Raw genomic sequence first — 17888 nt, forward strand, 5'->3', positions numbered from 1 at the left:
TTTTATTGTTTTTTATTTTTAAGTGTTAAATCAAATACAAACCAGGCACATGCAAATACCCCGATGGCGAATACAATATCTCCAGGCGTACGCATCCATTTTAGGAACACCATTCCTGGTTCTTGCATCAATTCGGCAGAACGGGCATACCACATCCCCTGGCCTATGCTTTCGATAGCCTGCCAGATCCCGACAGGTAATAAGCTCAACATAGCCATTCCGAGCAATCCAATATTTAAGCTCCAGAAACCGACCTTGATCAGTTTATCGTTCCATTTGACATCGCGGTACAAGCTGCGCAGAACAAAGAGCATCAATCCGATTCCTAGCATCCCGTATACTCCGAACAACGCAGTGTGACCATGCAATGGTGTTGTATTCAGGCCTTGCACAAAATAAAGTGCAATTGGAGGATTGATGATAAACCCAAATACTCCTGCCCCAAGGAAGTTCCAGAATGCTACGGAAATCAGAAAATAGATCGGCCATTTGTAATCCTCTAACCATTTGGTGGCTTTCGAAATCTTATAGTTGTGATAAGCTTCAAATCCGATAATGGTCAATGGAACAACTTCCAAGGCACTGAATGTAGCACCCAAGGCCATAACTGCAGTTGGAGTCCCTGAGAAATATAAGTGGTGGAATGTACCTAGGATACCGCCCGACAAGAATATGATGGTGGAGAACAACACGCTGGATGTTGCACTCTTTGGTTTCAATAAGCCTAATCGCACGAACAGGAAGGCCATAACCACGGTGGCAAATACTTCGAAGAATCCTTCTACCCATAAATGCACTACCCACCATCGCCAGTATTCCGCGATAGCCAAATTGGTCTGTCTGCCCCACATCAATCCTGCACCATAGAAAAGCGCAATGGCTGAACAGGAAATAAGGAACATCACGATCAGGTTCTTTTCTTCGCCTCCGTTTTTCAGGATGGGGATCAATGGTCTCACCATTAATGCCAACCAAACAAAGAGCCCAATGAAAAGGAAAATCTGCCAGAATCTTCCTAGATCCACGTATTCATAACCTTGATGGCCAAACCAGAAGTTTTGGACTAAATCTAGTTTTTGCATCACGCCATACCATTGGCCCACCATAGAACCCACCACGATGATCAATAGCGCGATAAAGAGGAAGTTCACTCCAAAGACCTGGAATTTAGGGTCTTTTCCGGAAACCGCCGGAGCTATATAGAGACCGGTAGCCAACCAGGCTGTAGCGATCCAGAAGATAGCTAATTGGGTGTGCCAAGTACGGGTTACAGAATAAGGAAGGAATTGATCGATAGGAATTCCATAAAGCCCATCCCCTTCCACTCCGTAGTGCGCCGTGACTATTCCTAAGCCGACCTGCACCAGCATCAAGAGACTGACCACCCAGAAGTATTTCTTTACTAATTTCATGGATGGGGTCACTCCTTGTCTCAACAAGGGATCTTCAGCAGGATAAAGCAGTTCGTCTTCAGCACCTGCCCTAACCTGCCATAACACCAACGCACCCACACAAAAGATCAATAAGATGATACTTACCCCGGACCAAGCCAGTAGGTCCATGGTCATTTCATTGCCGACCAATTTCTCATTGGGCCAGTTATGGGTATACGAAACCTTGGAGTCGGGTCTTTCGGTCACGGTAGCCCAGGTAGCCCAGAAGAAAAAGGCATTCATCTTATGCATCCTTGCTTCATCTTTAATCGAATTCACAGGAATAGCATAATCCTTTCTCAATTGGTCGAATTTGGGATCATTGGTAAATAAGCCCTTGTAATACTCCGACAGCGCTTTGATAGCTGAAACCCGATCAGCATCAATGGTAATGGTATTGCTAGCAGCGTCGAAGGTGTTTTTTCTGATTTTTGATTTCAAGCGGGTTGCCAACATAGCCTGTTGATCTTCGCCTATTTCATTATATGGTTTAGAAAATTCGTTTTTTGAATAGATATCCAGGATATGTAAGGCTTCGCGGTGCAGCCAATCTGCAGTCCAATCTGGAGCGACATAAGCACCATGCCCCCAAATAGATCCTACTTCTTGACCTCCTATACTTTGCCAAATATTCTGTCCATTTTTAATATCTTGTTCGGTAAAAATAAGTTCTCCAGATTCATCGACGATTTTTTCTGGAATTGGCGGGGAAACTTGGTAGATCTCATAACCGTAGTATAGCAGTACTGAAAATGACAATACTACCACTAGGATAAAGGCCCACCATAATTTTTTCTCTCTTTTCATTCTTTAAAGGCTTTAGCATGATAAGATGGGCCCCTATTTAGGGGACCACCAAAAATTTGTTTCAAACTATTCGGCTATGATCTTTCCTTTCATTACCGCAAGGTGTCCAGGGAATGAACAGATAAAATCATAGGTTCCTGGGCTTTCTAGGGTAAAGTCGATTTTGGTTTCTTCGCCACCCCCAATTAATTTGGTATGGGCTAGTACCTCTGTTGATGCAGGAACATAGTCTGTAGCTTGTGCCTTTATTGCCTCTTCTCCGAATTTGATTAGGTCAGTACCTGGTTTCAAAACAACCAAGTTATGTCCCATCACTTCTTTTTTCATTGTACCAACGTGCTTTAATGTAAGGCTGATTGGCTCACCGGCTTTGACATGTAATTCATTTACATTGAACTGCATTTGATCGTTGCTTTCTACCACAATGGTATTTGAAGTTGCGGCAGCAGTGGTTTCAGGCTCAGCTGTAGGAGTTGGAGTTTCGGTCGCTGGAGCTTCGGTAGCATGTGAACTGTGATCGGTAGATTCGGATTTAGATTGTTCTGAATTACCACAAGAAGCTAAAAATAAGCATGAGCATAATGCAAGAGTCCCAATGTTTAAGGTAGTTTTCATATAATGTGTTTTGTATTTAAGACAAAATTGTCTTTTTTGTACCGTGAAAAAAATTCCATCGGTCACATTTTTCAGTGATGCTAGTAATATTTTACTTTAAATCAACATTTGGGGCTGGATTAAAGGCCATTTGAAACCTCCCTTGATAGGATTTGGACAATTAAAAAACCTTCAGGAATTAATCTGAAGGTTTAAATTAAATAAGATGTATTTTCTATTGACTGAACTACAAAGTATTATCTCGAATTTATCCTTAAGAGCTCTTGAACATTTCTTCCAGAAGCTTGCATTTGAACCGCAGAGCTCTCAGGAATATATTTGATAAGGATATCAAAATTGGCATTCGCAAGGAAGGCATTGAATTCAACCGGATTTGGTTGTCCCGAGGAGAGGATTTCGTTTCCTTCCAATAACACTTGTAAAAAATTGTTCTTAGTGACGGTATTATAACCTACCTTAAAAGGGGCTATTCTGTATTTTAAATTAATGCTGGGACTACCATAATTTACATAGTCCCCATTTTTTACGAGGTCATTCCATTGATAACGGAAATAATTTGAGTAGAATACCCCATTGTCAAGAATAGGATCATTGTATCTCCAATAAATAAAGCTAATTCCTTTATTGATGTTGACATTTCCCAAGTTAATTTCATTATTGACATAAGAGAAATTGGGCTTGGTCTGATTATAATCCTCCCCTTCTTTTGCAGGTAATGAAAACTTAACATTTTTTATTAGGAAGACATGTACGCCTGAATTTTGAGTACTGGCTAAGGGATATGATGTACCCCAATTATCAAGATTCTTAGGTCCGTGGATTGTTAGGGTTGATAAATTAAAATATAGGTCCCCAACTTTACCAATGTCCATGGTTGGAGCTACATTTCCACTTAACAAACTCAATCCGTCTTTTCCATTTTCCCCATTCTCCCCTTGCGCTCCTTTTAGTGAGGTAGGATTGCCCCATGAATTTGCTGTTTTTGGTCCATAAATATTAGTAAGTGCTAGGTCAATATAATAATCACCAATATTTCCAAGATTGGCTGCTGGTGCTGTAGTTCCGCTAAGGACCTTGGTTCCATCAGCTCCTTTCACACCCACATCACCTTGTTCTCCTTTATCACCTTTATCGCCTTTTGGCCCTTGCTCTCCATCTTTAGAGCAGCCCAACATTATGGTGAATACCACAATGAAGAAAAGTATTCTGTTTTTCATGTTAATAATAGTTAGATATATACAAATATAATAATTAGGATAATTAATTAATATTGGGATATTATATTTCAATTAAGGAATTTTTAATCCTACACCTCCCCTTTAGGCCAGCCACTATTCTTTTTCATTCTGTTATAATTAAATCCTATTTTTGCAGGCATGAATTATCTGATAGTTGGATTAGGAAATATTGGAAGGGAGTATGCTGATACCCGTCATAATATAGGTTTTATGGTTGCAGACGAACTGGCAAACCAGGCCGGTACGACATGGTCGACTCTGAAACATGCCTATTACACCGAATACAAGCAAAGAGGTCACAACGTTTTTGTGATCAAACCTACCACCTTTATGAACCTAAGCGGCAAAGCCGTTAACTATTGGATGCAAGAACTGAAAGTTCCAATCCAGAATGTCTTGGTTATCGTTGATGACTTGGCAATTCCATTTGGGTCTTTGCGGATCAAACCTAAGGGATCTGCAGCTGGCCACAATGGTTTGAAATCCATTGAAGGCTCGGTGGGCGGACAACATTATGCCCGTTTAAGATTTGGCATCGGCGACAATTACCCCAAAGGAAGACAGGTAGATTATGTCTTAGGGCCATTTGACAATGAAGAACAACGAGAATTACCTGCCCTGATTGAACATTCCGTAAAAATGGTGAACAGCTTCATTAATATCGGAATAGAGCTGACCATGACTAACTTGAACACGAAATAAATCTGTTAAGCCTCAGAATAGGTTAAAGATTTAGGCATTTTTTTCGTATATTATTAGCATATTTACAAGACATAATATATGGATAGAATACGACCATTTATTACCATTCCGATCATCTTGGTTTTCTTTATTTGGGGATCGACGCAGGCATTTCATTTATTGAGTGCGGCATCTGATTGGGATGTATTTGTGGGCGTTTGTTTGGCTCTTTTACTGATTGCCATACTATATAAGTTCATTATGTATATCTTGAAAAAATAGACCAACCAATTTTATTTATGAAAAGAAATCTTATTGCTGTGGGGGCAACCCTAATTATCGCTTTGCTTGTTTGGATCATTTGCACGGAAAGAATCGACGCCGGTTATGAAGGGATCAAGGTTAAACTCTATGGTTCCGAGAAAGGCGTTCAGGACGTGAGTTTAGTAACCGGAAGGGTTTGGTATAATCCTATTACCGAGTCCATCTACGAGTTTCCGACCTATGTTCAGACCGTCAATTATCAAAACTTTACAGTGAATGCCAAGGATGGATCGGTCTTTACCGTTGATCCCACCCTATCCCTGCGGGTATTGACCGGTAGTTCGCCTAAGATCTTTACAAAATATAGAAGGCCAGTGGACGAGATATTGAACATGACCTTGGTAAACCACATCAAGGATGTATATAGAATTGAATTCAACAAATATTCTACGGATTCCATTATCAGTAATCGTGAGAAATTTGAAAATGGCGTACAAGATAAAATGATTAAGTTTTTGCAAGGAGAAGGCTTTATCTTGGAGCAATTGACTTCTGGAATACAGTATCCCGAATCGATCACCCAAGCCATTAATGCTAAAAATGCGGCCATTCAGAAGGCTCAGCAAGCTGAAAATGAGCTGAAGGTAGTGGAAGCGGATGCCAGAAAAATGATTGTTCAGGCGGAAGCGGAATCCAAGGCCAACCAATTGAGACAGCAAACCCTTTCTCCATTGATCATACAACAGCAGTTTATCGAAAAATGGGATGGCTCGACCCCGCTCTATGGCAATAGCCCTGTGATCTTTAAAGAATTGAAATAATAAAAAGGCAGCCCTAGGGTAGTCATGGTCGGAAGATTTTCTTCCGACTTTTTTGTTTTTTATATGTGCAAAAAATAATTTTACAATTACCTGATAATCAAATAATTAACTTGTTTTTGTCGTTTAAATTTTGTATGTTTATACTGATAATCAAACATTTATGTCAGTATTCAATGACCACAAAGTTTCCCTTAGTCAGGTTCTGGATTTCATTCCCGAGGCGCTTTTAAGCCATCTTTCAGCGACCACCAATGTTGACCACTATAGTAAAGTGCTCCATGGGAGGAAAATGTTCTATCTGCTTTTATTCTGCGTCTTTGACAACGATAGATTGAGCCAGAGGACACTTGAGGACACTTTTAACAGCAGCGGCTTTAAGGCCCTGTTTGGATTGGGGGAAGAAGAAAAAGTTCGCAGGAGTTCTATCTCCGAGAGACTTTCCAAGATCGACCCCAGTTATTTCAAAGAAATCTATGAGCAGATGTATTTGCGGCTTGCGAAATCTTATAATAAAACGGAGATAGCCAAGTACAACCTGATACGAGTTGACAGCACTATTGTTGCCGATGCCTGCTCTAAGTTAAAAGAGGGGATTGACCAGAAAAGCGGCAAGAAATTAGTGAAATTCAGTTTTTCATTTGATGGCATCTTACCTTCGGGAGTAGAGGTATTTACAGGCCAGAAATACTCTTCCGAAGAGTCCGCACTCCCGGAAGCTGTTTTAAAACAAGTAAGAAAAGAAGAGCATCACGGCAATGTTTATGTCATGGACAGGGGCCTGCAATCAACACGGTCAATGAAAGAATTTGAGGAAGGGTCTGTGAAATTCATCATTCGTTCGAAAGATAACAGAAAATTTGAAGAGATTGAATCATTTCTTGACGAGAAAGAATCTCCCAAATGGGATGATTGGGAAGTGCTGAAAGACAGCAAGGTAAAGCTTTACACTGGAAGCCCCGTCCAGAACAAACGGGGCAAACTGCATTACCGGCAAGAGAAAGTAGAAACCTTATTCCGTTTGGTGGTCATCAGGAACCAAAAAACGAACAAAGAATTCTGGTTTCTGACCAACGAATTTAAACTCTCTGCCAAGGAAATTTCTGATTATTACAGAAAGCGGTGGGACATTGAAGTGTTTTTCAGGTTCCTGAAACAGGAACTCAACCTAAGTCACCTGGTTTCAATGAACAAGAACGGGATTGAAGTGATGGTCTATATGACAATGATTGCAGCGATGCTTTTGTTGATCTACAAAAAAGCCAATAATGTGGGCTACAAAACCGCTAAAAGACGAATAGCCATGGAGCTCCGGGATATGATAACTGCTATTCTAATCATATTTGCAGGAGGCGACCCAGGTAAAGTTTTTAAAACATAAAAAATGGTCGGAATTTCTTCCGACCATGACTAGCCCTAGGGTTGCCTTTCTTGCCTGATTTGATTTAGTAAATAATAAATATTTAATAAAGATCTTTATTTCGATTTGTTGGATTTTGTCCCAATGATCACCACTCCCTTTTCACCTTTTTTTCCATATAAGGCTTTGCCTCCTTTTGGATCCAGCTGGTTATAGTATTCAATTTCGTTATAGTCCAGTTTGTCGATAGCTTTCTTATTCGCGATTTTTCCATCGATGACTATAAGCTTGTCTTTTAGTGCATCTTTAGATAATGATCCTCTAACTCTCACTGCTCCGGGTGTGCCATTTTGACCATGAACGGGTTTGCCAATGTAAACATGCGTTATCTCAGAGTCTGACTGAGCTTCAAATGTATTGTTTCCGGCTTCGGTAATCGCTCGGCCTTTAACCGTTATTCTTGCAGGCTCTGAACCTGGTTCTCCCTTTACGGTGATTCTAGGTTCGGAGGCAGGTTTGCCGGGGACAGACGTAGATCCAATATTATTTTTCCTTGCAAATTCTAAGGTTGTGAACTTGATGGTTGGTTTCTCTCCATTGGAACCCTTCATCACGTGAATATTCGCCAGTTCATTTGGGGACAATTTTTTATACTCCTCAATAGTGGACTCTTTTTCATCAATGATAATTTTTGTGTCTTTTGGGATTTCTTTGAATTCGACTTTGGTAAGGACTTTTACTGGCAGGGAGTCTTTACTTATTGTTGCATTCGCCCTCATTCCTATAAATTCTCCTCTAAGCTCATTTGAGCTCGATGCTCCTTGCCCAGCAGCATCTTTTTTCGTCTCAATAATAAATACGCCATGCTTTCCTTCCTCTCCATAGCTATTCCCTTCAGCACCTTTTAGAATATCTAAACTCTTAATAGAGTTAGGATTAACAACCGCAATATTGAAGTTCTTAGGCATTCTTTCGCCATCAAGTATCACTAAAGGACGCTTATTCGGATCTGCATGAATCAAACGGGTAATATTGACCGATTTAATACGATTACCAGTTTGGTTAGAACCAGACTCAGCTTGAACATAGTCTGCGTAGTCCTTGGTATCAATGTTCCTGATGGAATCAAGGTCTGTCGTATCTTTTTTAGGTTGCTGAATAATGACTTCTTTGATTTGTTGATTGAGGTCTGTTTCATTCAATTTGACTACCACCTTTTCAATTTTAGCTTCAGCTTGGTTTACCGTGAAGGTGATTCCAGCAATGATCAAGATGGGCAACAGGAAGACATATTTTCCAAGTTGCAGTTTGGATGATCTTTTTTTGTTCATCATCATAATGCGCTTTTTTAAGGTTTTAAAATTAAACTGATTGCTGATGCCGACCGAAGCACCCTGCTTGGTGACATTCAGCAAGGAGTATTGATAGGTCTGTCGGTCCACACCCTTATCCAGAACTTGTTGATCAGTCAAGAATTCCAGATTTTGACGTACGGCTTTGCGCATGTACCATACGAAGGGATTAAACCAACAGCACAACAACACTATTTCAAACCACAGAACATCGATGCTGTGATGGCCTCTCACATGTACCTGTTCGTGCTTGAAAATATCGTATAGCTCCAGATCTTGGTGCTGTTCTTTGTGCAGATAGATCTTGTTGAAAAAAGAAAATGGGGTAATCGGGAATAGGACATTCCGGAAAATAAAATCGCGCCACTGCGATGGCTTTGAATGCCAATGGATACGTAATAAGCTACCGAGCTGTATCAACAACTTGGTCAGGAGGACCAATCCTCCGATGGCTACCAAATAGACCATCAGATCACCGAGATAAAAAGCTTCCACCTTGCTTTCCTCTAGTATTGGGAAATATTCCATAATTATCCCTTGCGGGATTGTAATGCTCTTGGCAAACCATGACTTGATATCCAAGAATGGATAGACAAAGGCATAGAGGCTGCCAAAGAGGAAATAAATCCTGTTCAGGCGGTAAAAAGTAAGGTTCTTCAAAAGGAACTGATATCCTAGAAAGATTAACGCCAGTAGCAGGTTTACTTGGATGATATAGGTCAGTAGAGCTTCCATGAGCTTAGGATTTATTATGCTTAATCATTTCCATGATTTCTTCCAATTCTTTTTGGCTCAGCTTCTCTTCTTTTACGAAGAATGAAACCATCTCTTTATAGGAGTTTTTGAAATAATCGCCTACAAAGGAATTCATGAATTTGGCCTTGTACTCCTCGGCATTCAATATAGGTTCATAGCGTTTTGCATTGGCGTATTTAACGGCCTTTACGAAACCTTTCTTTTCGAGGTTTCGGATGGTGGAGGCCAAGGTGGTATAAGGCATTTCTTTGTCTTTCAAATTATCCAATATTTCGCGGACAAATCCACCGTTTAATTGCCAGATTGACAACATTGCTTCTTCTTCTTGTGCGGTCAGTTTTTCCATTGCTCTACGTATTTATCACTAAATTACGAACTTTTCGTAGACTACAAAATATTTTAACATATTTTATCAGCTTGGCTAGCTGGGAATGAACGGATTAAGGCAGGTAATTGGTTGAAAAAGGAGAATTAGGGCTATCTGAGCAAAGATTTGGCTTGAATGGACAAGTAATCTAATTAATACACATAAATTGTCTTAAAATGACTGTTTTGTGTCATAATTATTCGTATTATACATCAGAAAATAGAAATCAATTTTATACATTTGTAAGAATACGATAAAAGTATAAAACACAAATAATACAAGAAATTTGATTATGTCTGAAACTGCATCTATTAACTTAAATGGGTCTACATATGAAATGCCTGTTATCACAGGAACTGAAAATGAGAAAGCCCTAGATATTTCAAAATTAAGAGATTCTTCTGGATACATTACCTTAGATCCAGGATTCAAAAACACAGGTTCTACAAAGAGCGCCATCACTTTTTTAGATGGAGAAAAAGGTATCTTAAGATATAGAGGATACGCGATTGAAGATTTAGCAGAAAAATCAACTTTCTTGGAAGTAGCTTATTTATTGATTTACGGTGAGCTACCAACAAAAGACGTATTAGAGAAATTCCGTTCTGATATCAGGGCACAGATGATGATCCACGAGGACATGAAAAACTTCTTCGCAGGTTTTCCATCGAAGTCTCATCCAATGGGTCAATTATCCTGTTTAGTAGGTGCATTGTCATCATTCTATCCAGAGTCTCTAAACCCTAACCAAACAGAAGAAGAAGAAAATAAAACGATCATCAACTTATTGGCTAAAATGCCTACGATCGTTTCTTGGATCCAAAAGAAATCATTAGGTCATCCGGTAGTTTATCCTAAGAATAACTTCGGTTATATCGAGAACTTCTTGAATATGATCTTTGGTGAAGTAAACCAAGACAAAACATTCGATCCATTAGTGATTGATGCTATGCATAAATTATTGATCTTACATGCTGACCACGAACAGAACTGTTCTACCTCAACAGTAAGAATGGTAGGCTCATCCAATGCCAACATGTATGCTTCTATCTCCGCTGGTATCAATGCCCTTTGGGGTCCATTGCACGGCGGTGCTAACCAAGCAGTAATCGAAATGCTTGAGGCAATCAAAGAAGATGGTGGTGATGCTGATAAATACCTTGCGAAAGCAAAAGACAAAAACGATCCTTTCCGTTTGATGGGATTCGGTCACCGTGTTTACAAAAACTTCGATCCGCGTGCTAAGATCATCAAAAAAGCGTGTGACGACGTTCTAGAGAAATTAGGTGTTCAAGATCCAGTATTGGATATCGCTAAGCGTCTTGAAGAAGCTGCTTTAAATGACCAATACTTCATCGATCGTAAATTATATCCAAACGTAGACTTCTATTCAGGTATTATCTACCGTGCATTAGGATTCAATTCTGATATGTTTACTGTATTGTTCGCATTAGGTCGTCTTCCGGGATGGATTGCGCAATGGAAAGAGATGCGTGATAACAAAGAGCCTATCGGCCGTCCAAGACAAGTTTACATCGGCGAAAACCTTCGTCCTTATGTAGAAATCTCAGATAGAAAATAAGAATTATCAATTCATATTTAAAAGCCCAACCATTGAGAAAGTGGTTGGGCTTTTATATTGAATGTCAATAATTTTCTACAGCAATCAAAAAAGGCTCCCAATGAGGAGCCTTTAATATTTTATGATAAATCTAACGATTATTGTCTGATTGAAATACGCTTAACGATGGTTTCTGAGCCTCCAGACACTCTCACGAAGTAAAAACCTTCAGAAAGTTTTTGTTGGGTATCAAAACTCAAGTTCTGCATTCCTGCATCTAAGCTACCATTGTGAAGACTTAGGACTTCATTCCCAAGGGCATCCATTACTTTTATCGTAATATTATTTACCTTTGCGAGCTTGAAAGTCACAGAGATCTGTTCTGAGATGGGATTGTAGAAGACTTTAACATTATTGATAAGCTTGTCATTGTCTTCTTCTTTCGCCTTGTTCAGATCAAATGAAGAAGCTTCAAGTGTTGAATAGCTGGAATAATGTGGGGTTGAAACTTCAGAATTAGAAGCCTGTGCTGTACCTCCTAAGCCGATTAATAGGCATAGTGAACAGATAGCAAGGTGTGATATATTTCTAAATTCTAATTTCATGTTTCAATGGATACTCGATTAAGGTTATGGTTTAATCAAATGTAAACAATAATTCGAGAATTCCTAATACAAAAGTAATTAATTTTAGCTTTTTTTCAGGAGTTTTTTAGGGCCTTTAACAATTTTTAACAAGAAAATACGTTGTCGCATTAAAAGTTGTAATTTCGCCTCTAATTCAGATAAGATATCAAACATAATTAAATATATGTCAGGAGATCATAAACAAAACCTACAGCGCCTAAGCTGGACAGGTTTATTAATCAGTCTAGGTATCATTTTCGGTGATATCGGTACTTCTCCCCTCTACGTTTTCAAAGCAATTTTTAACAAAGGTGAAATTCAAGAAATCATGATTTATGGTGGTCTTTCTTGTATTTTCTGGACGCTTACGTTGCAGACCACAGTTAAATATGTCATCATAACCCTGAACGCGGACAACAAAGGTGAAGGCGGGATTTTATCCCTCTATTCCTTGGTTCGAAAAAGAGCAAAATGGTTGATTATTCCGGCCATCATCGGGGGTAGCACCCTCTTAGCAGACGGGATGATCACGCCAGCGATCACCATCTCTTCCGCAGTTGAAGGTTTAGCAATCAAAACTCCAGGTTTCCCGACCATTCCTGTGGTTGTCCTGATCATTTCCATGCTTTTTATCATCCAACGTTTTGGAACCAATATCGTAGGCCGTGTATTCGGACCTTTAATGTTCATTTGGTTTACGACGATAGGGATATTGGGATTTTCTTATTTAGGGCATAATCCTGAGATCTGGAAAGCCATTAACCCGTACTACGCTTACCAATTACTTGCAAACTATCCAAACGCTTGGTTCATCATCGGAGCAATCTTCCTTTGTACCACGGGAGCTGAGGCTCTTTATTCTGACATGGGCCATTGCGGAAAATCAAATATCCGTATCAGCTGGATCTATGTAAAATTGATGTTGATTTTCAACTACTTCGGACAGGGCGCTTGGTTGTTAGGTCATGTTGGAACTAAAATCGGGGAGGTTAATCCTTTCTATGCAATCATGCCAGATTGGTTTATTATCTGGGGGGTTACTATCGCGACTATTGCTGCGGTAATTGCCAGCCAGGCTATGATTTCGGGTTCATTTACCTTGATTGCAGAGGCTGTACGATTGAATATATGGCCAAAGGTTGCTATTCGTTATCCAAGTGACCACAAAGGTCAAATCTATGTCCCTTCAGTCAACCTCATCCTTTATCTAGGCTGTATGTTGATTATCCTGATCTTCAAAGAGTCAAGTAATATGGAGGCCGCTTATGGTCTAGCGATTAACCTGACCTTTATCATGACCACCATCCTCATGACGGTCTTCATGATCAGAAAACGGATCAACCCAATCTTGATTGGTCTGTTTGCATCTGTATACACCGTCATCGAATTAGCATTCTTGGTAGGTAATATCAGTAAAATTGCTCATGGTGGTTGGTTGACCTTATTGCTTGCATTGACCTTGTTTGTGGTGATGTACAGCTGGTTTGGTGCAAGAAAGATCAAGAACAGGTTTGTCAAATTTGTCAATATCCAAGACTACTACCCTATTCTATCTGAGCTGAGCGAGGATAAAACCGTTCCTCAGTTCTCTTCTCATTTGGTTTATTTGACCAGTGCAAATAACCTGACTGAAGTAGAAGCTAAGATCACTTATTCCATCATCAACAAGAAACCAAAGCGTGCAGATGTGTATTGGTTGGTTCACGTGGATGTAATGGACAACCCACACACAAGGGAATATAAAGTCACTCAATTAATCCCCGGAAAGCTTATCCGTATTGACTTCCACCTAGGTTTCCGTGAGGAACAGAAGATCAGTTTATTGTTCCGTAAGGTTGTTGAAGATATGGTAAAAAAAGGTGAAATTGATATCACTAGTAATTACGAGACTTTGAAGAAACACAATATCCCTGGAGATTTCAACTTCGTGGTCCTAGAGAAAGTGATTTCGAAAACCCACTTCCTGAAATGGAATGAGAAAATCATCCTTGAGATCTATAAGATCCTGAAGAAATTCAGTCTTTCAGAAGAGAAGGGATTTGGTCTCGACAGCAGCTTTGTTACGCTTGAGCGAGTTCCACTCACCATCCCTAATACGGAGGAAGTAAAACTTACTAGATTATAAAAAAAGGCTGCCAAATGGCAGCCTTTCCTATTTCTTTCTATCTTTTTCTATTTCGTATCGATATTTCTCAATTTCGAATTTCTATAGCCATAACCAAAGTATATGGCTAAACCACCCAACAACCATAGGATAAAGATAATCCAGTTGCTCGCCCCTAATTCAGACATCAAATACAGGTTTACCAAGATTCCGATCACCGGCAATAGTGAAAAGTTATATTTAAAGCTCAATACGCTTAACACCAACCAAGCCAACCAAAACACGATCACCAAAGATTTATGCAATAGGATCGCCGAGGAACCCATGCTCATCCAATCCGAGATTGACTCTCCACTGAACCTAACCGCCAAGATCAATCCGACAATCAAGCTAATCCCTACGATGTATTTTCCATTGACATAAGGCACTCTGAACTTAGAACGTTTGGACAATCCAGAATGATCCATATACAATACCCCACAGCACACCAAGATAAAAGCGAAGAATGTACCTACAGACGTCAAATCAACAAAGAAATCCATCTTAAAGAACAAGGCTGGAATGGCCACCACAATACCAGTAACGATCGTTGCAAAAGAAGGCGTTTTATACTTCGGGTGAATGGTTGCAAATTTCTTCCATAACAATCCATCTCTACTCATCGTCATCCAAATCCTTGGTTGAGCCAACTGAAACACCAGTAGAGCACTGGTAATCGCAATTACGGAAGTCACTGATATAATCCCAGCCATGTGGTCAAAACCTACATATTCGAATACATAAGCCAAAGGATCCTTAACATTCAATTCTTTATAGTTCACCATCCCTGTCAACACCAAGGTGATCGCCACATAGAGCACTGCACAGATCAACAAACAATAGATCATCGCCTTTGGAAGGTCCCTTTGAGGATTCTTACACTCCTCCGCAGTCGTTGAAATGGAGTCGAAACCGATAAAAGCAAAGAATACCGCTGCTACCCCACTCATTACTCCGCCGATACCATTCGGTGCAAACGGCGTCCAGTTCTCTGGTTTTACAAAGAAAATACCACCAATGATCACCGCCAGGATAATCCCGATCTTGATCAACACCATGATATTACTAGCTTTTCTGGATTCCTTGATCCCGATATAAACTAGCCAAGTCACCAAGAAGGTGATCAATCCGGCGGGCATATCAAAGATTATCGGAATATCCAAGATCCTTGGAGCCGTATCATAAGCTTGCAGGGCAACCTTATCGATCTTCTCCATGTTTTCTATCCCGACCTCCAGGAATTTCTGATGGGCATCCAGGGCATAACCCGGCGCCATGGTCATCCATTTGGGGAGATGGATACCGAAGCCTTCCAGCATGGAAACAAAGTATTGCGACCATGAAATGGCAACCACCATATTGGAAACGGCATATTCGAGCACCAGGGCCCAGCCTATAATCCATGCAAACAATTCACCAAATGCCACATAAGCATAGGTATATGCACTACCGGAAACCGGCACGGTACTCGCAAACTGAGCATAGGAAAGAGCAGTAAACACACAGGCAAAAGCCACAAACACGAAGAGCAGCGATACGGCCGGACCACCATTGTAGCTGGCCAAACCGATGGTACTGAAAATACCAGCCCCTACGATGGCTGCAATACCAAGGGAAACTAAATCTCGAACTCCTAAAATTTTTGCTAATCCAGAACCACCATGTTCAGCGTCTGAAAGAATTTGATCTACGCTTTTCTTTCGGAAAAGTCTATTAGCCATATTAAGTTAATTTATTGGACAAGTAACAAAAGTGAAAAAAATTATGACAAATACGTCAAGTTATCCTGAATATATGTGTAGATATCTTTGAAATCCTTCATATCTTCATTGCAATAATCGACCAGGACTGCAGTCAATCCTTCATGTATTCCCTTTGGGGTCTCAAAGGTCCAGATACGTTTTGAAATATTGATCAGTGGCTTTGAAATCTGATCAAGATCCTTATAATCAAAAATATACTTCCATGCTAAGAATTTATCATAAAAGGCAACAAACCCATCAATATCTTCCACACCGATGGTTTTCAAATAATTTTTCATAATTGGTCGGTGAACATTTTCTAGGTGTTCATATAATCTCGAAACATTGACCAGCTGATGCTTGATCAACAGATGATCCAACATCAATTCCACTGCGATGTGTGCCATGAAGGTGCCACGAATCGGAGTACCTTCCAAAACAGGGTCGAGCTTACGTCTCAGGTGGTGACAATGGTTCAAAAAGAATTCACTACTATGGAAGATCTTGTCCACCTCCACATGTCGGTACCAGCCTTCTGATATTTCCATGGTCAAGGGGTGGGCAAAGAGTTGTTCCTCGAATTTTTGGGGATGAAAGATATAGGACTTATCTACATTCTTCAACAAGTCTGGCAACAAAGAGCCAAGGACGCGCTCCGGGATAGTTGCAAACCTTTCAAAATAGAAATGTGAGAGAAAATTCATCCGCTATATCAAACAATTAATATCTGAAAGATACAGTTTAATCTCGTATCTTTGCAACTTAAATAAAAATCTTAAGGGTATATTATGAACTTTGTAGAAGAACTACGCTGGAGAGGCATGCTTCAAGACATCATGCCAGGAACAGAAGAATTGTTAAACAAAGAACAAGTAGCGGGATATATCGGCTTCGACCCGACAGGCGATTCTCTACATGTTGGTCATTTAACTCAAATCATGACCCTGATCCACTTTCAACATGCTGGCCACAAGCCTATTGCCTTAGTTGGTGGTGCGACAGGAATGATCGGAGACCCTTCATTCAAATCAGCTGAACGTAATCTTCTAGATGAAGCTACGTTAGCTCACAATGTTGCATCCTTGAAACATCAATTGACCAAATTCTTAACATTTGGCGAAGGTGATACCGATGCAAAAATGGTGAACAACTTCGATTGGTTCAAGGAATTCAGTTTCCTTGATTTCATCCGCGATGTTGGTAAGCTGATTACCGTGAATTATATGATGGCCAAAGATTCTGTAAAGAAACGTTTGGAAGGCGAAAACGGCCTTTCCTTCACTGAGTTCTCCTATCAATTAATTCAAGGTTATGACTTCTATTATCTTTGGAAAAACCAGAACTGTAAAATCCAAATGGGTGGTTCTGACCAATGGGGTAACATCGTTACTGGAAGTGAAATCGTTCGCAGATTAGAACAAGGGACTGTTTTCGGATTAACTACGCAATTGATCAAAAAGTCTGACGGACAGAAGTTCGGCAAGACCGAATCAGGTGCGGTATGGTTGGACGCTAAGAAAACCTCTCCTTATAAATATTATCAATTCTGGTTGAATGCAACAGATGATGACGCTAAAAACTGGATCAAGATCTTTACTTTGAAAACCAAGGAAGAAATTGATGCCATCATCGCTGAGCATGATGCTGCGCCTCACTTGAGAATTGTTCAAAAAGCTTTGGCTAAGGACATCACAACCCGTACGCACTCTGAATTAGACTACGAAACAGCGGTTAAAACTTCCGAATTCCTTTTCGGAAACGGAGACCTTTCTTTCTTGGCTAACTTAGATCATGAAGCCGTACTTGAAGTGTTCGACGGTGTTCCTCAATCCAATTTGGATAGAGCAAAATTAGCTGAAGGCATCAATATTTTAGACCTATTGGTTGAGACACAAGTGTTCCCTTCCAAAGGTGAGGCCAGAAAAATGTTGCAAGGTGGAGGCGTTTCATTGAACCGCGAGAAATTGACCGACATTGAATTGGTTGTAAACACCAGCAATTTGATCAATGATAAATACCTTATAGCTCAACGTGGTAAAAAGAACTACTACTTAATCACTGTAGCATAAGCATCAGAATAAAAAAAGAAAGCCCGTAATCTGCTGATTACGGGCTTTCTTTTTTT

15 protein-coding genes are annotated in these 17888 nt (G+C 40.1%); 7 read left to right on the forward strand and 8 right to left on the reverse strand.

The genetic code is table 11. The annotated features are described in order from the left end of the window. Nucleotides 1-2: 2 nt before the first annotated feature. The 3 genes from CKW03_RS15835 to CKW03_RS15845 all read right to left on the reverse strand — a co-directional run bounded on the left by CKW03_RS15835 (nucleotide 3) and on the right by CKW03_RS15845 (nucleotide 4072). Nucleotides 3-2240, reverse strand: a complete 2238-nt coding sequence (locus tag CKW03_RS15835) for a nitric-oxide reductase large subunit (RefSeq protein ID WP_093101675.1) — start codon at nucleotides 2238-2240, stop codon at nucleotides 3-5. 66 nt (nucleotides 2241-2306) lie between these two features. Beyond that, on the reverse strand, nucleotides 2307-2855 hold the full coding sequence (azu, locus tag CKW03_RS15840; protein WP_093101674.1) for an azurin: 549 nt from the start codon (nucleotides 2853-2855) through the stop codon (nucleotides 2307-2309). 236 nt (nucleotides 2856-3091) lie between these two features. Then, nucleotides 3092-4072: a collagen-like protein gene (locus CKW03_RS15845; protein WP_093101672.1), complete on the reverse strand. Its 981-nt coding sequence runs from the start codon at nucleotides 4070-4072 to the stop codon at nucleotides 3092-3094. A 159-nt stretch (nucleotides 4073-4231) separates the two neighbouring features. Between CKW03_RS15845 and pth the strand changes: the two genes are divergently transcribed. The 4 genes from pth (at nucleotide 4232) to CKW03_RS15865 (ending at nucleotide 7237) form a co-directional block, all read left to right on the forward strand. Continuing rightward, nucleotides 4232-4795: an aminoacyl-tRNA hydrolase gene (pth, locus tag CKW03_RS15850; RefSeq protein ID WP_093101671.1), complete on the forward strand. Its 564-nt coding sequence runs from the start codon at nucleotides 4232-4234 to the stop codon at nucleotides 4793-4795. 78 nt (nucleotides 4796-4873) lie between these two features. Continuing rightward, entirely contained in the window at nucleotides 4874-5056 is a 183-nt protein-coding gene (locus CKW03_RS15855; protein ID WP_093101669.1) for a hypothetical protein, read from the forward strand. A gap of 17 nt (nucleotides 5057-5073) precedes the next feature. Next, a complete protein-coding gene (locus CKW03_RS15860; protein ID WP_093101668.1) occupies nucleotides 5074-5859 on the forward strand; it encodes an SPFH domain-containing protein in 786 nt (261 codons plus the stop codon). 160 nt (nucleotides 5860-6019) lie between these two features. After that, nucleotides 6020-7237 carry an IS4 family transposase gene (locus tag CKW03_RS15865; RefSeq protein WP_095067887.1) on the forward strand — a complete coding sequence of 406 codons (1218 nt, stop codon included), beginning with the start codon at nucleotides 6020-6022 and terminating at the stop codon, nucleotides 7235-7237. A 95-nt stretch (nucleotides 7238-7332) separates the two neighbouring features. Here the strand turns inward: CKW03_RS15865 and CKW03_RS15870 are convergent, their stop codons facing one another. Together CKW03_RS15870 and CKW03_RS15875 are read right to left on the reverse strand one after the other, a co-directional pair. Next, on the reverse strand, nucleotides 7333-9303 hold the full coding sequence (locus tag CKW03_RS15870) for a M56 family metallopeptidase (RefSeq protein WP_093100204.1): 1971 nt from the start codon (nucleotides 9301-9303) through the stop codon (nucleotides 7333-7335). A 4-nt stretch (nucleotides 9304-9307) separates the two neighbouring features. Continuing rightward, nucleotides 9308-9670 carry a BlaI/MecI/CopY family transcriptional regulator gene (locus tag CKW03_RS15875; protein ID WP_093100206.1) on the reverse strand — a complete coding sequence of 121 codons (363 nt, stop codon included), beginning with the start codon at nucleotides 9668-9670 and terminating at the stop codon, nucleotides 9308-9310. Nucleotides 9671-9983: 313 nt separating this feature from the next. On the opposite strand from CKW03_RS15875, the gene CKW03_RS15880 reads away from it, so the two are divergent. Further along, the gene (locus CKW03_RS15880) at nucleotides 9984-11273 is read left to right on the forward strand and encodes a citrate synthase (RefSeq protein WP_093100208.1); all 1290 of its coding nucleotides are present in this window, start codon (nucleotides 9984-9986) and stop codon (nucleotides 11271-11273) included. Nucleotides 11274-11410: 137 nt separating this feature from the next. Here CKW03_RS15880 and CKW03_RS15885 read toward each other — a convergent pair whose 3' ends face one another. Further along, nucleotides 11411-11857, reverse strand: coding sequence for a T9SS type A sorting domain-containing protein (locus CKW03_RS15885; RefSeq protein ID WP_093100209.1), 447 nt, complete (start codon nucleotides 11855-11857; stop codon nucleotides 11411-11413). Nucleotides 11858-12062: 205 nt separating this feature from the next. Here CKW03_RS15885 and CKW03_RS15890 point away from each other — a divergent pair, with 205 nt between their 5' ends. After that, complete coding sequence (locus CKW03_RS15890; protein ID WP_093100211.1) at nucleotides 12063-14003, forward strand: KUP/HAK/KT family potassium transporter; 1941 nt, start codon at nucleotides 12063-12065, stop codon at nucleotides 14001-14003. A gap of 47 nt (nucleotides 14004-14050) precedes the next feature. On the opposite strand, the gene CKW03_RS15895 is transcribed toward CKW03_RS15890, so the two are convergent. Continuing rightward, nucleotides 14051-15742, reverse strand: coding sequence for an amino acid permease (locus CKW03_RS15895; protein WP_093100212.1), 1692 nt, complete (start codon nucleotides 15740-15742; stop codon nucleotides 14051-14053). Between the two features lie 41 nt (nucleotides 15743-15783). Next, the gene (locus CKW03_RS15900; protein WP_093100214.1) at nucleotides 15784-16467 is read right to left on the reverse strand and encodes an ACP phosphodiesterase; all 684 of its coding nucleotides are present in this window, start codon (nucleotides 16465-16467) and stop codon (nucleotides 15784-15786) included. 84 nt (nucleotides 16468-16551) lie between these two features. On the opposite strand from CKW03_RS15900, the gene tyrS reads away from it, so the two are divergent. Further along, nucleotides 16552-17832: a tyrosine--tRNA ligase gene (gene tyrS / locus CKW03_RS15905; RefSeq protein WP_093100215.1), complete on the forward strand. Its 1281-nt coding sequence runs from the start codon at nucleotides 16552-16554 to the stop codon at nucleotides 17830-17832. The last annotated feature ends 56 nt before the right edge of the window (nucleotides 17833-17888 follow it).

It is taken from the genome of Sphingobacterium mizutaii (assembly GCF_900187125.1).
GTDB classification, from domain to species: Bacteria; Bacteroidota; Bacteroidia; order Sphingobacteriales; family Sphingobacteriaceae; genus Sphingobacterium; species Sphingobacterium mizutaii.

Bases quoted from the DNA above. Each gene is read 5' to 3' on its own strand.
- CKW03_RS15835 (WP_093101675.1), bottom strand. From the start codon at position 2,240: ATGAAAAGAGAGAAAAAATTATGGTGGGCCTTTATCCTAGTGGTAGTA.
- azu (WP_093101674.1), bottom strand. From the start codon at position 2,855: ATGAAAACTACCTTAAACATTGGGACTCTTGCATTATGCTCATGCTTA.
- CKW03_RS15845 (WP_093101672.1), bottom strand. From the start codon at position 4,072: ATGAAAAACAGAATACTTTTCTTCATTGTGGTATTCACCATAATGTTG.
- pth (WP_093101671.1), top strand. From the start codon at position 4,232: ATGAATTATCTGATAGTTGGATTAGGAAATATTGGAAGGGAGTATGCT.
- CKW03_RS15855 (WP_093101669.1), top strand. From the start codon at position 4,874: ATGGATAGAATACGACCATTTATTACCATTCCGATCATCTTGGTTTTC.
- CKW03_RS15860 (WP_093101668.1), top strand. From the start codon at position 5,074: ATGAAAAGAAATCTTATTGCTGTGGGGGCAACCCTAATTATCGCTTTG.
- CKW03_RS15865 (WP_095067887.1), top strand. From the start codon at position 6,020: ATGTCAGTATTCAATGACCACAAAGTTTCCCTTAGTCAGGTTCTGGAT.
- CKW03_RS15870 (WP_093100204.1), bottom strand. From the start codon at position 9,303: ATGGAAGCTCTACTGACCTATATCATCCAAGTAAACCTGCTACTGGCG.
- CKW03_RS15875 (WP_093100206.1), bottom strand. From the start codon at position 9,670: ATGGAAAAACTGACCGCACAAGAAGAAGAAGCAATGTTGTCAATCTGG.
- CKW03_RS15880 (WP_093100208.1), top strand. From the start codon at position 9,984: ATGTCTGAAACTGCATCTATTAACTTAAATGGGTCTACATATGAAATG.
- CKW03_RS15885 (WP_093100209.1), bottom strand. From the start codon at position 11,857: ATGAAATTAGAATTTAGAAATATATCACACCTTGCTATCTGTTCACTA.
- CKW03_RS15890 (WP_093100211.1), top strand. From the start codon at position 12,063: ATGTCAGGAGATCATAAACAAAACCTACAGCGCCTAAGCTGGACAGGT.
- CKW03_RS15895 (WP_093100212.1), bottom strand. From the start codon at position 15,742: ATGGCTAATAGACTTTTCCGAAAGAAAAGCGTAGATCAAATTCTTTCA.
- CKW03_RS15900 (WP_093100214.1), bottom strand. From the start codon at position 16,467: ATGAATTTTCTCTCACATTTCTATTTTGAAAGGTTTGCAACTATCCCG.
- tyrS (WP_093100215.1), top strand. From the start codon at position 16,552: ATGAACTTTGTAGAAGAACTACGCTGGAGAGGCATGCTTCAAGACATC.